Raw genomic sequence first — 15,962 nt, 5'->3', positions numbered from 1 at the left:
CTACTACTAGATCCCCGACTTCTTAAAGGATATCGCTAGCGAATAGGGAGATTATACTAAATCCAGGTTAACGAACCCCTTTTAGGAGAAGGCAGAAGGCAGATGACTCCAAGGAAAAAGTACCCACGGGATAAAGGAGTTTCAGTAGTCATGGTGTGAGTTTTGGAGTATAGGGAACAATTTTGTATTTATCTTGAAATCAAAACTTACAATATTATTTTCACATTAATGCTTAATTCTACAGTATTCTATCCTTAAAAAATGGATTTTAAATTGATACAAAGGAATTGAACTATACACTTGATCTAAAAATCGTTGCTTGGAGTTGATTGAATCAATTCAAGGTCTTTCCCTTGGTATAGCCTTGTCCCGTAATGGCACAGTGCAGCATCATCTCAAGAAACTACCACAGCCAAGTGATCACCTAAGCCAATCGGGTAAATCACAGCCGCATTTTGATCCAGATTATCAGTGGATGGGCAAGACTCACTAGCATATTCAAAGCGGATCACTATAGTGCAATTGTACTATACTAGAAGTGGTCAGCAAAACGATATAGTTAAATCCGATGAGCAGTTACGGCTTGTGTACTTTTTGGATTAGATGTGACCATGACCTACCGAGGAGTTTTTGTCAAGGCGGAATTTGCCATCCATAACAACGGCTAAACTGACCAACATTCAAGTTTTAATAGTACTACAGTTAAGACTGCCACGAAAAAAGGCAAAGATCAATCATGTCCACTGCTCGGCACATTATAGCGCTTTTAAAGAGCCATCTGGAAGGTGAGGATCGGCAGTTCTATTCTGCTGCTCTACAGATGGCAGCTTATGAAGCAAGGCTGGGACATGGGAAGTTAGCTCAAGAAATCAGAGAGTTAATTGATCAAGCCAAAGAGCGTAAGTCTGTGATAGAGCAAACACCTGGAATTATACCCTTAGCTCAACCCAAAGGTGATCTGGCGAATCTAGTATCCGTGAGATATCCAGAGACGCGGTTATCTGAAATGATTCTGCAACCTGAATTAGAGAGTCGATTAAAACGAATTTTAACCGAACAAAAGCAACAAAAACGGTTGCGGGAACATAACTTGTCACCTCGTCGTAAACTCCTGTTTGTCGGACCACCAGGCTCAGGGAAGACAATGACGGCGGCGGCTTTAGCTGGAGAGCTGCAACTTCCGCTTTTTACCACACTTTATGAAAGTATTATTGGTAAATTTATGGGAGAAACGGCTAGTCGGTTCAGAGTTATTTTTGATGCCATGAGCGTAACCAAAGGAGTCTATTTATTTGATGAATTTGATGCGATTGGCACCCAGCGCACGACGGGAAATGATGTGGGAGAAATTCGGCGCATACTCAATTCTTTTTTGATGTTTTTGGAAAATGATAATAGCCAAAGCATTATTATTGCGGCAACGAACCACCCCAGCTTATTAGACAACGCCCTTTTTCGGCGCTTTGACGATGTAATTAAGTACAAGCTGCCGGATGCAAAAATAATTCGCAAACTGATAAGAATGCGGCTAGTAACCTTTGATATAGGATGGAAGGATTGGTCACGCATTATCGACGCAGCCGAGGGACTCACTCAAGCTGAGATTGTCAGAGCGACAGACGAAGCGGCAAAACAAGCGATATTATCGAATACCAAACAAGTCAGCGAAGAAACCCTAATCTTGGCTATCCTGGAACGAAAGGATATTACCTTTGAGCAATAAGGAGTTCAATATCGAATGGTTGATCAGTCGCGTGATCGTCCTCATATCTATCTTCCTGATAGTGGTGAAAGCGAAAATTACACATCGCCACGTACAGGAACAACTCCACCACCGCCCCCTCGCGATAGAGAAAGACATGCTAACGAGTTAGCACGAGCGATTGGTCGATCCCTTCTTAAGGCTCGACAGCAGTTAGACTCTCGTGAACCCGAAATAGCCACGGGTAAACCGGGTTTTTATTTAGAATTTCAGGTGCTGGCTGACCAAGCAAATGCGTTTGAGAAACTAGAAAATCGCCAAAAGAAGATTGAACTTGTGGCAGTACATAAGCCTGCTGAACAGGAGGATGTGGTCAAAGCAACGGTATTTGTACCGGAAGCATCCACTGACTACTTTCTGTCAAAAGTGGAACAATACCGTGATCAGGAAACGAAAAAAGGTAAGCCTAAGAATGAAGTATTGGTTGCGCGACTAGAAACGGTAGAGATTGGTACTGTTCGCTCACTGTTTACGGACGATTCAACCCTCTTTCCTCAAGATGGGCAAGAAGTTTGGTGGGAAGTCTGGCTGCGTCGTGACCAACGTGAAACGTTTAATATTATTACTGAGCGCCTGAATATTCAAACCAAACCCCACGCGATTTCCTTCCCAGAACGGGAGGTTGTTCTAGCTATGGCTGATGTAGAAGCAATGGCGAGGCTGATCAAAAACTCGGATGCTGTTGCAGAACTGCGTATTGCCAAAGATACCCCATCAATGTTTTTGGACATGGGTCCAATGGAACAAGAACGTTGGGCTAGAGATGTAGCGGATCGTATCCTTGAGCCAGGTCAACATGCGATCGCGTTATGTCTATTAGATAGTGGAGTTACCCGAACCCATCCACTCATTGAGCCAGCTTTAGATCCCAGCGATGTGCATACCTACGAACCTAGCTGGGGAGTCCATGATAACCGGGGTCACGGTACTCAGATGGCTGGCTTAGCGCTATATTCTGATTTATTAGATGTACTACAAACCTCTAATCAGGTAAAACTTAGGCATCGGCTGGAGTCCGTTAAAATACTCCAACCTAACCAACCGAACGATCCTGAACTTTACGGTGCAATTACACAGGAAGCTGTGGCTCGTCCCGAAATTCAGGCTCCGACTCGGCGTCGAGTTTTTTGCATGGCAGTAACCAGTGTACCCTCTAATCAAGGAACTCCGTCATCTTGGTCAGCCGCAATAGATCAGTTATGCTTCGGTGAAGATGATTGGCGACGACTCATGGTCATTTCTGTCGGTAACATTCGTCAGGATATGATGGCTACTGACTATCTTGACCTCAATGATGTATCACCAGTTGAGAATCCTGGACATAAAGGTTACTCTTTCTTACTTCATTGAGCCAAATCCTGGGGAACGCGGATGGGGTCAGCGTCATCGGTATGCATCATACGGCTTACGGTTTGAAGTAAAACGCCCCTTGGAAAGCCATGATGATTTTAGGAAACGAATCAATAAAGCGGCTAGAGAAGAAGAGGAAAACACAACGACTAGAACGGAGAGTGACAATTGGTTTCTCGGTTCAAAGCTAAGAAACCGAGGTTCAATACATTCGGATATCTGGAATGGCACTGCTGTTGAACTGGCACAAAGAGGTGCGATCGCCGTTTATCCAGTTGGTGGATGGTGGAAAGAGAAAAAATACTTAGATCGTTGGCAGCAATCTGCTCGTTATTCATTAATTGTGTCAATTCGAGTCCCAGAGGTTGAAGTTGATATATATACTCCTGTATTAAATCGAGTTGAACTTGCCGTTGATATCAATACCTAGATAAGGCTAGCTATAGCTCCCTGACTTCTTGAACAAGTCGGAGATTTCGTCGTTGCTCAGAATTTCAGTGGTGGAACACCGGAAATAGCTAACGTTACCAATGACAACTGACAACTGACAAATGACTCATCTCAACAAACGACCAACCAAGGAGGTAACTGAGTTAACCAGCCATATCATCGAGCCAGCCAGGAAAATGTTCTCCCGCAATTCTCGGCGATTAACCCCATAGCTGGAACGACGCCCACTACCCGCACCGTCACGCTCTAAATCATAAATAATTTTCTCCGCGTACCACCGATCAGATTTTCCGGGATATTTCATTTGCGCCTGAGCCAGTAGTCGTTTGGCTAAACCCTTATTCCCTTTTTCTACACTGCCAAGCTAAAAATATTTAGAAATATTAACGGCATAGTTTTCATCTCCAGGGCTTAAGTTGACAAAACCGAAAAACTGTAGCCTTAGCTACCAAAAAATTCTTGAGACTTGGCGCGATCGCACAATTGTTCCTGAGTGCTGATCAACCGGGTAGCTTGTACAGTCTGGGAATACAGCGCACGATGGATTTCTCCATCGTCTTTTGGGGATATGCTAAAGTGACAAAAAATGTTTGTTCCTGTGATATCATGCCCCTTTCTACCTTCTCTAAAATCATCTACCCCGAAAGTGACGGTCAACCCTTGGCAGACAATACAATCCAATTCCGCTTGATTGTCACCATTCAAGGTGGAATTGATGCCCTATTTCTTGAGAATCCTAATGTCTTTGTAGCTGGAGATTTATTCTGGTATCCAGTGGAAGGCGAACCGTGGATTAGACAAGCGCCTGATGTCATGGTTGTCATCGGGCGTCCCAAGGGTGATCGACGTTCCTATAAACAGTGGGAAGAAGACAATATTCCGCCCCAAGTGGTTTTCGAGATCGCTTCTCACAGTAATACGAAGACAGAATTAGAGGAAACCAAGCGTTATTTTTACGAACGTTATGGTGTTGAGGAATATTACCTGTTTAATCCTCAGTCTGGAATCCTCAAAGGATGGCAACGGGATAACGAAGTATTACAGCCAATTCCGAGAATGTCGGGTTGGATTAGTCCCCGTCTGGGCATTCGATTTGAATTGGAACAAGGAAATTTACAGCTATACCATCCTGATGGGGAGCGATTTGCTTCTTTTGTGGAAATTATTGAACAGCGAAGGTTAGAAAAACGAGCAAGAGAACAAGCTGAACGGGAAAAAAGACAAGAACAACAGGCACGAGAACAAGCGGAGTTAGCGCAACGAAATGCGATTCCTAAGTTATTGGCAATGGGTTTAACTGTAGAACAAATTGCTGAAGCGTTATCGTTACCAGTGGAGACTGTGCGGGCTATCGCTGAAAGGTAAGTGCGATCGCATATCTTGTAGGGTGGGCAAGTTACGTTAATTTAACAATTTCACCAGAAATTATATCCATTTGCCCACCCTACTCGCCTCCATTAATTGGCAACTGATCGAGCAATTGAGTAACCTAGATCTAGTTTTAGATCCAGCAATGACTCACTACCAAGTAGTCACTGTCAACTGCGTAACTTTTGAGAACTCCCGATCAGCCGTTACCAAACTTGCTCCATTTTGGATTGTGATCGCTGCAATTGTGGCATCGGGCAATTTCAAGCGATATTGCTGACGAATTTCGATAATCTTCTCAATCAAAGTTGCATCACCTGCTGTTAAACCCACAACCTCCACTCGTTGAACAAACTGTTGAAAAAGCTGGCGATCCGCTTCAGTTAGTCCGGAAAACACCAGAAACTCAATCTGGCTAATAATTGAAATGCCAATCCAACTAGCATTCTGGAGTAATTGAACCAATTGGAGATTGCCTTGTAACAAAGCAACGATAGCATTAGTATCCAGCACATAGCGATTACCACTCATCTCGTAAAGCCCTTTGCATGGCTACTGCATTTCCTCGCCAATTCAGTCGCCCTGCCAAATCAGAAAAATCATAGTTCTGGTTTTGCACTTTAGATGCAACAGATGAACTGAGTACCAACACAATATTCACGGGTCCAGGAGAGAGTTGTGTGGGAATATCAAGGATCAAATGACCGGAGGCATTGACAGTAGTTGTCAGTTGAAAAACTTCCATTTTGACTTCAACCATTAGATATCAGGGTTATTGTAGCGTGATCCTCATCCTACCGCGCGATCGCAAATCTCTATCTTGATTCCTGATCAACCTTGCTACTTGTACATTTTGGGGATACAGAAAGAGCGCCTAATTTTGTTGGGTGGGGAAATTCTGATAATTTGACGATTTCATCAAAAATTATGTCCAGAAAGCCCACTCTACTCCTACCCCCCTACAAGCCAACATATCAAGACCGACGGCTACACACACCTCAAAGTAAAGTTTGATAAAGTAAAGTTTGATGTCGATTTAGAAGAGCGATCGCCTTTTTCTTGTACTATGGTGCAAAATCTTGTTCAGCAAGACTTATTCCCCGAAAACTGACGCAGAAATTGGGAACGGATGAGTGTTGGCAGGCAACCGAGGTGGCATCATGTATAAACCCGTACAAAAGAAAAATTCTTCTTGGACTCCCTCAACGGTACAGAAAAAGGGTAAGAGTCCATCTAAACTGGGACATTTTTCGATTCAACCCAAGTCAAACCCGTCATCAACCTCATCCCAAGAAATAGGGGAGTATTCCAGAGACTCGGCGGATAGACTTACCGCCAATGTGATGCGAGGAATCCAAGCTAAGAAACAGGAGGAAGCTGAAGGGTCAAAAGTACAACCTAAATTTGAATCACCCTGGGCACCAACGTTTGAGCCACCCCCACCCTTACCAGAAAGTCCAGCTTCCAAATTAAAAGGTGCTTTTGCCCCTGTCTCAGAAAACCCGATTCAACGCCAATGTGCTGATTGTGCGAAGGAAGAGAAAGAACAGGTGGGGGAGGAAAGGAAAGATTTAGATGAAATTGGTATTCAAACTAAGTTGACGGTAGGAGCGCCTGGAGATACTTACGAGCAAGAAGCTGACCGAGTAGCGTCTCAGGTAATGTCAATGTCAGCTCCTGCTGATAGTTCAGCATCCGTTCAGCGTCAATTAGATACCAATCACCCCCATCACCCCCATCAGATATGGAAAAGAGCACAGTCGATTCAACCTGTAATGCAGAGGCAAATTGATCCGCGCGTGCAGATGCGCCAGATGATACAACGGGCAGCTCAAATAGACGGAAATCAAGCCTCTGGGGATTTAGAGAGTCGTTTGAATGCGTCTAAGGGTGGGGGTTCTCCGTTATCGGAGAACGTGAGAGGGTTTATGGAGCCGCGCTTTGGGGCTGATTTTAGTGGAGTGCGGGTGCATACGGGTGGTGAAGCGGTGCAGATGAATAGGGAGTTGGGCGCTCAGGCGTTTACTCATGGGAGTGATGTTTATTTTGGGGCGGGGAAGGAACCTGGGAATAATGAGTTGACCGCGCATGAGTTGACTCATGTGGTGCAACAGACAGGAGGAGGAATGCAAAGGAAGTCTACTGAAGCAAGTGCAGACAAAGCTCATCAGATAAAATTCGAGACTATTCCTTTTATGCATGATGATTATGGGCAAAAGATTCATCCATTAGTAGCGCCAACGATAGAGCAAATTAATTCTCCTCAAGTTTATGAAGCAATCGTTCAAAGAAATCCTCTTGGTCAAGCTGCTGCAAAAGCTGCACAGAAAGCCCTTAGATGGCTTGCTAAGAGAGGCCCAAACGTCTCTAATCATGTTTTCAAGCGGCATGTTGCTAAAAATATGGCTAGATATTTAACAAGATCTAAGTTTGTGAGAGGCGAGTTTGTCAAAAAGTGGGTTCAAAAAGCCCTGAAAAATCCTGATAACGTTGTTGATCAAGGGAGGCGAATTGTTTTTGAAAAACAACTCGGGCTTAAAATAGGTGGCGGGGGAGAAACAATCATACGGGTAGTAGTTGATAAAGCAACTGGCAAAATCGTAACGGCTTTTCCAACAAATGCCTTTAAGATCCTCTCAGCTGCTGCGGTTATAACAGCATCAACAAGCTCTGCGCGTGCCGACGCAAAGATCTTATCTCGTAGGAAAGCAATTGCAGAATGGGAAGCTGAAAGAGAAGGTTTGACAACGATGCTTATCGATTTTTTCATCGGACCTTCAAGAATTGCAAGAGATGAGGATATCTTAGCTGAAGAACGGATAATTGATAAGGCTATTCATGAAGCCATTCATAAAATTCAAGAGGCAGAGCAAAAAACGTTAAGTCAGGAAGAAATTGAAGAAGTTAAAGAAATTATTTTGACTGAAATGGAAACGACTCCAACAGCAGGTTAAATAAAGATGGTCACTAAAAACGACGAACGAAGTACGGAAATAAAAGCGCTGTCAGATACTATTAACGAAATTCGTTGTGCATTAGAAAAGGATTCCGAGAATGATGCAATTCAACTCGCAAAGTCTGGCTTTCAAAAAGCTCTTACCCTTGAAGTCAAGTCTGCTGCAGCTTGGGAACTCTCGGAGTTAATGATTGAACTCAATCTTGAATCTGAAGGTCTTACTTTGGCGAATAAACAGCTTAATCTCTCGTGGGATAGTACTGATGTGACTCGCTATGCAGGTTTGTTAGTCTTGGCCGGTCTGGAGGATAAAGCCACTCAATTACTATATGATGAGGCACAAAAAGATTCATCAAGGATCGATATAATTGGCAACCTTATAGAACTTGTGTTATCAAATAGTAATTGGCAAATTATAGACAAGTTATCAATTACCAATTCAGATATATCTAAACTTGTAGGAGAGGTTAAACGAAGAGCATATCCATTTATAGGAGAACATTTAGATGTTAGAAGATATACATATAGTCTGGCGAAGATAATCGTCTTGGGAGGTGCTGAGGATGAAGGAGATACAGTCCAAGCATACTGGTTTGTACAGTTAGATGAATATGAAGCAGCTTTGATACTACGTCGTTTGCTCGCTTGGCTGCAAAATGAAAAGATAGAATTAAGTGCTGTCTATTCTGGTGATAAGATGGCTTCCCCTTTTGCTCTAGCACTGGCAAAAAAATTGGGGATAGAGGTTTGCCATGAGATTTCTTCAAATGGTAGGACAATGCGCGTATTTAGCAGTGCTGACACCTTTCAATCTGTGAGCAAGCCAATTAATGATAATACCTTAACATTTAGCCTTAGTGTGAATGAATTACCTTCGTGGCAAGTAGCTTTATTGCAAAGTCCTATTGATATTGTTGGTATAATTGCTCCTACAACGCTGTCCTGGTCGGAAGATTCAATAGTATTTCCTCAGCTAGGTGCGATTTCCTCTTCTTATAGAGATACTCAAAGTGAGAAGAGCTGTGTTACCTTATCTCCTGAATCGATTGCTGAATCAATCCTGAAAGAGTTTAAGGAATTACCTTATGATGATGCTCTCGGCAGCATACTGGAATTCTACAAAATACATAAGGAAAGGATAAGACTTTACTCGGGTGAATAGTTATCCATGATTTGGTTAGCAAAAAGTGGCAGTGAAACTCCTCTCCAACTTGAGGTTGGTGATGATATGTTGGAGTGGCTTAAAGACCAGATAGATAGTTATGCCATAGAGCAAATCGATCTATATGGAGATACTGTCCTAGATCGTAAAGATCAGAGTCAAATCTTGAAGAGCTTAAACTTTGTGTTTTCACAATGGTCTGAGAGTCTGAGGAAAAAGTACACAACTAGTACTGTACTGCCCCGTAACCCTGATGTTCGCGAGTGCATACTGAAAGATTTGATCAGTAAAGAGTTGAGGAAACATCCATATTTTCAGAATTTGATGGAATTAGAAGCATTTTTAGAGTTATCTCTAGAATTAGGATTTACTGTCTATGCAGTTGGTAATTGAGAGCATGGTAATGTTCTCGACGTGTTGATGTTCATTGTTACAGAGCAAAAAAAGAATGTCTTGGCAAGAATTAGTAAATTTATACCTTGAAGATTGTGTTGCCAGCAAACGCGAATTATCTTTTGATATCTTGTAGGTTGCTCTCCATGGGTTACGCGCTCCTCATCCTACAGCGCGATCGCGTAACCTACCGCAGGCGATCGCTAATCTTGTCAGGTGCGTTACTATTCTACAAGAAGGGGAGAAGGAAAAATACCAAGAGTCCAATAAAATGGTTCAAATTATTCTCAATTTTTATGAGTAAATATTGTCGGCACGGCGTAAGCGCGATCGCACTATTGTAGGGTGGGCAAATTATTGTTAATTTAACGATTTACCATAAATTATATCCATTTGCCCACCCTACTCGCGACAAACTGTACGTTTCTTTAGAGACAGCCTAGGAAAATCTCAATGGGGGAACGTCTGAACTAGCGGAAATTACCTGACCAATAATGCAACTCTGTTTATATCCTAATTCTTGCAGAACCTGTACACAATTCGCTGCTTTATCCCCAGGAATCGTCGCCAATAAGCCGCCAGACGTTTGTGGATCAAAAAGTACCGGATAATTAACGCGATCGCAAATCTCTTCCTGATTGCTGATAAACTGTGCAGCTTGGACATTCTGGGGATACAGTGAACTGACAATTCCCTGTTGCACAAGTTCCGTCACCCCCTCCATCAGGGGAATTTTATCCCACTCTAATTCCACCGCCACCCCCGATGCTTGCACCATTTCTACTAAATGTCCCACCAATCCAAACCCCGTCACATCCGTACAAGCTGTGACACCATGATCTCGGAATACTTTAACTGCTTCCTGATTGGATAACAACATTGACTCCACCGCCTGATCAATCCAGCGCCCTTTTGCTTGTAAACGTTGATGTGCAGCAAACAAAATCCCGGTTCCTAACGCTTTAGTCAGAATTACGCGATCGCCCGGTTTCATCCCACTTTTTTTGATAATTTGCTGAGGATGCACTAACCCATTACAGGATAAACCAAACGTTAATTCTGTCCCTTCCGTTGTATGTCCTCCCACCAACGGCGCTTGTACTTGAGATAATACCTTCATCGCCCCGGATAATAATTGATAGAGAGTTTCCTCCTGTTTAGCGGCTGTCGCATAAGGTACTGTTACCATTGCCAAAACACTCTGAGGCGTTGCACCCATGGCAAATAAATCACTGAGACAATGATGAGTGCTAATTTGTCCAAAGATAAAGGGATCATTGATTAAAGTGCGAAAATAATCAATCGTTTGCACTAATAGTTTATCGGCAGGAACTTTTAGCACCGCTGCATCATCTGGCGTTCCCAATCCGAGAATAATATTATCTGGCGTGGGGAAAGGATACTCATTCTGCAACCGTTTTAACACTCGTTCTAGAGTAGTGCTACCCACTTTAGAACCACAGCCAGCGCAATACATGGGTGGGGCGTTTTTCGGCTTCCCTAAACGGGGGGATTTCGTCAAGTTCGGCGTTTTCTTTGGAACAGGATTAGCCGATTCCATTTCTGGCAAATCCCTAAATTGCCGCATAAACTTGCGATCAATATGATCCTTCCAACGCCATAATAGTCGGGAATGCCAGCCAAAGGGACCCCAGGATGCGATCGCGCTTCCATCACCCGTACCAATTAAACTCAAATACCGCCGTTGGGGTTTGTAAGGATGTAGCGTTTTTCCCTGTACAAAGCAACGCAAATTTTCGACTAAAGGCTTCCCTTGGCGCACCGCAAATACCCCAGCTTTCGGACGAGGATGATTTACCATGGTGGCAATATCACCAGCGGCAAACATATAAGGATGAGAGAAGGATTGTAACGTATCACCAACGGAAATAAAACCCTTTGAAGTGGTATGCAATCCTGATTCCGCAATCCAACTTGGTGCAGAGGCTTGGGTTACCCAGAAGCTGTAATCACAATCGACAACTAAACCTGAATCACAGCAAATTTTATCCGGCAATATCTGAGAAACCGTTTCCCCTAAATGCACCTGAATTCCCCGTTTTTTTAGCAACTTCTCAACATATCGCTGCGCCCAGGAATTATGCCCCGACAAGAGTTGATCACCCCGATTAAATAAATGAATATTGACCGAGGTGTGATGGCACGTTTCAACCTGATGAATACGCCGTTGCATTGTCATTGCCAGTTCCACGCCACCTGCACCACCGCCAACAATTCCTAAACTCAGAGATTGCTGAGGATGTTGGCTAATTGTTTCGATGATTTGATTCCATCGCGTTAAAAATTGGGGGACAGGTTTAGCCGGAATCGCGTATTTAGCGACACCAGGAACCGATTCTTTCGCCGGGGTACTGCCAATATCAATGGATAAGACATCAAAGGCAACAGGAGGACGATTGGCACAGATAACTTTATTCGAGTTTAAATCCAAACCTACGGCTTTATCAATATATAATTGAGCGCCAGCAAATTGAGCAAGACGCCGCAAATCAATATGACATTCATCAAAGGTATAGAACCCAGCGACATGACCGGGTAGCATTCCGGAATAGGGGGTATGAGACACATTAGTAATCAGCGTCAACCGTACTCCGGGCAAGGGATTCATCCCCAACATCCGCAGTGCGATCGCGTGGCTATGACCGCCGCCGATCAGGACTAAATCTTTGTCCTTTATCCTTTGTTCTTTGTCCTTTGTCATTGGTCAGGGGTACTTATATACCTAATTTAACATACAGCGCTTTCAAGTCAGTGAGGTACACAGACAGATCCCCGACTTCTTGAAGAAGTCGGGGATCTTGCTTAGAGACTGTACCTCATCAACCACCAAATCTGCTGTAGTTAAGTTTTAACGAATTCATTCTTGTCCAACTCGATCAATCCTTAAATCTTGATCCGTCTCAGGCTACGCCTGTCCCTGAACCGATGACTATTTTGGGTTCGGCTGTGGCGTTGGGTTTTGGTGTCTTATTTAAAGCTAAAAAAAGGCAGTAAATTTTGAATAAGGGCGGGTTTTGTTGATCAAGTCAATACTTACGCAGTTAACCGATTCATAAGTCTGCTCTCTTGTCTACCCCTCTCTAACTTTTCCCTTATCAACCCCTCCCTAACCCTCCCCCTGCTTCCCCTGCTTCCCCTGCTCCCCCTGCTTTTCCTATCTACTATGTTTGAGCGCAACTCGGTATTAGTATCTCTCTCAGGCTAGATTGATTTCCTAGAATGGCATCGGCATAATGAAGGGAAACCAAAGGAGAACCTGTGATGCCAAAGGCTGTTATTTTTGATGTAGACGGCACGTTAGTTGATTCCGTTGATCTGCACGCCCAGGCGTGGGTTGAAGCGTTTAAACAGTTTGGCTATGATGTGCCTTACGATAAAATCCGTCATCAAATCGGTAAGGGGAGTAACTATATCATCCCTGTCTTTATTTCTCAAGCGGAATTTGAACGCCTTGGTGAGGATATTGCCACTTATCGCAAAAAATTCTATCAAGAAAATCTTCTGTCTCAGGTGCGTCCCTTTGAGGGAGTGCGCCAACTCTTTGAACGCTTAAAAGCCGATGGCAAAAAGGTTGTCGTGGCGTCTTCAGCCAGAACCGAAACCCTGACTCACTACAAAAAACTGTTGGATATTGAAGACTTAGTGGATGGTGCAACCTCTACAGACGATGTTGAAAAGTCCAAACCCCATCCCGACATCTTTCAAGCCGCATTAGGGAAGCTGGATGGGGTGACAACCCAAGATGCAATTGTGGTGGGGGATAGTCCTTATGATGCTATAGCCGCCTGTAAAATAAATCTAGATGTCATTGGCGTGCTTTGCGGTGGTTTCTCGGAAGCTGAGTTAAAAGAAGCAGGCTGTATGAAAGTGTATCAAAATCCGGCGGATTTACTCGATAATTATCATCAGTCTCCTTTGGTTTAATTGGGTGGACACAATTAAAGTTAACGGTGGGGATCGTCATTCGTCATTCGTCATTCGTCATTTGTAAGGGTTTGAGGATTGAAAACGTCACTGTAATAATCTAAGCACGTCCACTTCGACGTGCGGCAATGCTAATGGCATAATTATACCCGTCGAATACTTAACCACAGATTGATATATTCCTTGGTTAGGTTCACGATGCACCCACAACTGATTCCCTGGAATATCAATCACCCAATAGTCTACTATTTGATGCCGCGCATATATCTGAGCCTTCTCGTTTAAATCATAGGAAAGGGTTGAATTGGATACCTCAATGAGCCAATAAATATCGTTGGGTTGCGGATGACGCTGATCATAACGCGATTCTGGGGGTATGGCGATACAAATATCCGGTTGTGGCTCACTATTACTGGGTAATGTAACTGGGGCTGTGGCAAAGACAACCGCTTGAGTCCCTAAAAGAGCTTCTAGGTACTTCACACCGCGTCGATAGGTAACCCGATGAATCGGGAGTTCTGGAGCCATATCGATAATTTGTCCATTGATTAGTTCAACGTGCCGACCTGCCAAAATGCCAGTTTCAATCATCTGATGATAATCGGCGACAGTCCAGTGGGTTAATGTTCTAACCATAGGGATTTTGCGGCTATTTAAGTATTCAGCCTAATCGTGCTAGTTTAGCAAACTCTGAGTTTTAATGATCTATCTAATCCCCCCAACAACTACTGAACTAATTTGCGAATTTTACCATAAGCAATATAGGAACCTCCCTGGGGATTTTCCTTAACTTCATCCACTACATATAATATCCCTTCCTCTCGAATCGTGCGAGGAAAACGGATATTATAGTCAGGATTATAGCCATCAGAAACGACTCTGGCTCGTAGTTTTTTTCCATCCTTGATACACTGAACTAGAACTCCATCTCCCACCGTATCTGTGGTTTCTAAATCAGCCGCCGTTCCTTGGGCTTTAGCGGTTTGTAATTGTTTAGCTTGGCGGGTTTTCTGAGTGGATGCTTTTTCTTCACCGGGTTTAACTAGGCGGCGAATGGTTCCTACAGCGCGATAAAATGTGCCATTAGCAGATGGGGTAATTTCATCCACGACATAAGTGACACCTTGTTCGCGGATACTGCGGGGAAACTGCACGTTTAAATCCGGATTATATCCCTCAGAAATGACCCGCACTCGTAGCTTACCCCCAACCCGTTCACATTTGACTAAAACACCACTGTCGGGATTCGTTGTTACCTCTAACCCACTGGCTGCACCTGTTGTGGTTCCACGGAATTTTAAATCTTCGCGATCGCGGGTTTGGGTTTGATAAGATTGATCCCGCATTTCTTTGCGGATTGCCCGGTCAAATCGTCGATTTTCTAAACATTGGGCATAGTAGTCCAGTTGGGCTATTTCTTCAGCAATGTCAAAGAATTCGTCTAATGTCTTACGTTTGAGTTCCTGGATCGTTTCCCGCAGCTTAACCACTGCTTGTTGAAAGTCTCCTTTGTCCGCCAGGGAAACGGCTTCATCTTTTAATTTGGCAATTCTTAACTGAGAGGTTTGTTCTAAGACTTGCGGATCAGGCTGGATGTTTTTGGCTTCTGCTTCTGAACCGACGGTTAAGGTAATGGAAAACTGATTGCTAATGTCTTGGATACTGCCTTCGACAATGGTTTGATAGTCATAGGTCACAGTAGCAATCGTCGTCATTCCGGATTGCGATCGCGGCGACACGGTTACGGGAATTGCTAAGGGCTTTTGTTCAACGCCATACACATCCCCCAAGACAACCTCTACCGTATTACCTACCTGGGAAAACCGATAGTTATTAAGAATCTCACCAACCTTAACAAATTCTTCTGGTTGTAGCTTCACCCTGAGATTTTGCGCTACAACTGAGACTAAACTTTCCATCTCAATGTCAAACACTTGGGAGGCGTCATCAGGAGACTGAATAAAGTAGAAATTTCCCCTGGCAGCATTCGCCATATTAATCAGTAAATCTTCGTTAAAAGAATTACCAAACCCTAAGGTTGTGGTGACAATATCCGCTTCTGCTTTTTCTAAGGCTGTTTTCGTCAGCACTTGCGGATCTTTAATCCCATAATTTGCCAATCCATCGGTTAAAAGTAAGACGCGATTAATTCGTTCCGGACTTTGGTTAGCTTGAACTTGAGTACATCCCAACAACCATCCGCCACTTAAGTTGGTGCAGCCCCTGGCGCGAATTTTACCAATTTTTGCTTTAAGGGCGGCTTTATCACCAACTAATTGTGGGGGAATAATCACCTCGGCGGTGTCATCATAAATCACCACCGAAATAAAATCATCAGCACTGAGATGATCAATCAGATTTTGGGCGGCTTGAATGGCACATCGTAGGGGATCTCCCGCCATTGAACCCGAACGATCTAGGACTAAGCTGAGATTCAGCGGACGACGCGAGGAGTTCTGCTGACTCGACTCTGATCCTTGAAAGGTAATCAGTAAGTCTACCGTCGAGGGACTGTCTGCGGCAATTAACGATTGACTTAGGGTGTAGCTGGCTTTCATATCCACCGATTGGCGTTA

General features: G+C 43.7%; 15 protein-coding genes. 9 read left to right on the top strand and 6 right to left on the bottom strand.

The genetic code is table 11. The features are described from left to right. Nucleotides 1-736 precede the first annotated feature (736 nt). Genes RIC07_RS30000 through RIC07_RS29990 form a run of 3 tightly spaced genes read left to right on the top strand, consistent with a single transcriptional unit; the run spans nucleotide 737 to nucleotide 3,542 of the window. Nucleotides 737-1,723, top strand: coding sequence for an AAA family ATPase (locus tag RIC07_RS30000; protein WP_446397704.1), 987 nt, complete (start codon nucleotides 737-739; stop codon nucleotides 1,721-1,723). A 15-nt stretch (nucleotides 1,724-1,738) separates the two neighbouring features. Further along, the gene (locus RIC07_RS29995) at nucleotides 1,739-3,112 is read left to right on the top strand and encodes a S8 family peptidase (protein ID WP_446397703.1); all 1,374 of its coding nucleotides are present in this window, start codon (nucleotides 1,739-1,741) and stop codon (nucleotides 3,110-3,112) included. Next, nucleotides 3,054-3,542 (top strand): hypothetical protein, encoded by a 489-nt coding sequence (locus tag RIC07_RS29990; protein ID WP_446397702.1) that lies wholly within the window; start codon nucleotides 3,054-3,056, stop codon nucleotides 3,540-3,542. The genes RIC07_RS29995 and RIC07_RS29990 overlap by 59 nt, the downstream gene beginning before the upstream one ends. A gap of 126 nt (nucleotides 3,543-3,668) precedes the next feature. Here RIC07_RS29990 and RIC07_RS29985 read toward each other — a convergent pair whose 3' ends face one another. Further along, nucleotides 3,669-3,866, bottom strand: a complete 198-nt coding sequence (locus RIC07_RS29985) for a hypothetical protein (RefSeq protein WP_446382952.1) — start codon at nucleotides 3,864-3,866, stop codon at nucleotides 3,669-3,671. 302 nt (nucleotides 3,867-4,168) lie between these two features. Here RIC07_RS29985 and RIC07_RS29980 point away from each other — a divergent pair, with 302 nt between their 5' ends. Continuing rightward, the gene (locus RIC07_RS29980; RefSeq protein ID WP_446397751.1) at nucleotides 4,169-4,927 is read left to right on the top strand and encodes a Uma2 family endonuclease; all 759 of its coding nucleotides are present in this window, start codon (nucleotides 4,169-4,171) and stop codon (nucleotides 4,925-4,927) included. Nucleotides 4,928-5,083: 156 nt separating this feature from the next. On the opposite strand, the gene RIC07_RS29975 is transcribed toward RIC07_RS29980, so the two are convergent. Beyond that, on the bottom strand, nucleotides 5,084-5,461 hold the full coding sequence (locus RIC07_RS29975; RefSeq protein ID WP_446397701.1) for a type II toxin-antitoxin system VapC family toxin: 378 nt from the start codon (nucleotides 5,459-5,461) through the stop codon (nucleotides 5,084-5,086). Further along, nucleotides 5,451-5,690, bottom strand: a complete 240-nt coding sequence (locus RIC07_RS29970; protein WP_446397700.1) for a hypothetical protein — start codon at nucleotides 5,688-5,690, stop codon at nucleotides 5,451-5,453. The genes RIC07_RS29975 and RIC07_RS29970 overlap by 11 nt, the downstream gene beginning before the upstream one ends. A 400-nt stretch (nucleotides 5,691-6,090) precedes the next feature. On the opposite strand from RIC07_RS29970, the gene RIC07_RS29965 reads away from it, so the two are divergent. Genes RIC07_RS29965 through RIC07_RS29955 form a run of 3 tightly spaced genes read left to right on the top strand, consistent with a single transcriptional unit; the run spans nucleotide 6,091 to nucleotide 9,441 of the window. Further along, entirely contained in the window at nucleotides 6,091-7,884 is a 1,794-nt protein-coding gene (locus RIC07_RS29965; RefSeq protein ID WP_446397699.1) for an eCIS core domain-containing protein, read from the top strand. Between the two features lie 6 nt (nucleotides 7,885-7,890). After that, nucleotides 7,891-9,048: a hypothetical protein gene (locus RIC07_RS29960; RefSeq protein WP_446397698.1), complete on the top strand. Its 1,158-nt coding sequence runs from the start codon at nucleotides 7,891-7,893 to the stop codon at nucleotides 9,046-9,048. 6 nt (nucleotides 9,049-9,054) lie between these two features. Next, complete coding sequence (locus tag RIC07_RS29955) at nucleotides 9,055-9,441, top strand: hypothetical protein (RefSeq protein WP_446397697.1); 387 nt, start codon at nucleotides 9,055-9,057, stop codon at nucleotides 9,439-9,441. A gap of 439 nt (nucleotides 9,442-9,880) precedes the next feature. On the opposite strand, the gene selD is transcribed toward RIC07_RS29955, so the two are convergent. Further along, a complete protein-coding gene (gene selD, locus RIC07_RS29950) occupies nucleotides 9,881-12,163 on the bottom strand; it encodes a selenide, water dikinase SelD (protein WP_446397696.1) in 2,283 nt (760 codons plus the stop codon). A 158-nt stretch (nucleotides 12,164-12,321) separates the two neighbouring features. On the opposite strand from selD, the gene RIC07_RS29945 reads away from it, so the two are divergent. Then, the gene (locus RIC07_RS29945) at nucleotides 12,322-12,456 is read left to right on the top strand and encodes a PEP-CTERM sorting domain-containing protein (protein WP_446397750.1); all 135 of its coding nucleotides are present in this window, start codon (nucleotides 12,322-12,324) and stop codon (nucleotides 12,454-12,456) included. Between the two features lie 267 nt (nucleotides 12,457-12,723). Then, entirely contained in the window at nucleotides 12,724-13,386 is a 663-nt protein-coding gene (locus tag RIC07_RS29940) for an HAD family hydrolase (protein ID WP_446379538.1), read from the top strand. 87 nt (nucleotides 13,387-13,473) lie between these two features. Here the strand turns inward: RIC07_RS29940 and RIC07_RS29935 are convergent, their stop codons facing one another. Both RIC07_RS29935 and RIC07_RS29930 read right to left on the bottom strand, forming a co-directional pair. Then, a complete protein-coding gene (locus RIC07_RS29935; protein ID WP_446397695.1) occupies nucleotides 13,474-14,022 on the bottom strand; it encodes a Uma2 family endonuclease in 549 nt (182 codons plus the stop codon). Between the two features lie 89 nt (nucleotides 14,023-14,111). Beyond that, nucleotides 14,112-15,944 (bottom strand): vWA domain-containing protein, encoded by a 1,833-nt coding sequence (locus tag RIC07_RS29930; RefSeq protein ID WP_446397694.1) that lies wholly within the window; start codon nucleotides 15,942-15,944, stop codon nucleotides 14,112-14,114. Between the last annotated feature and the right edge of the window lie 18 nt (nucleotides 15,945-15,962).

Source organism: Coleofasciculus sp. E1-EBD-02 (genome assembly GCF_040218245.1).
Classification (GTDB): Bacteria; Cyanobacteriota; Cyanobacteriia; order Cyanobacteriales; family Coleofasciculaceae; genus Coleofasciculus.
The sequence above is the reverse complement of the archived record's forward strand: the minus strand, read 5'-3'. Positions and strand labels throughout refer to the sequence as shown.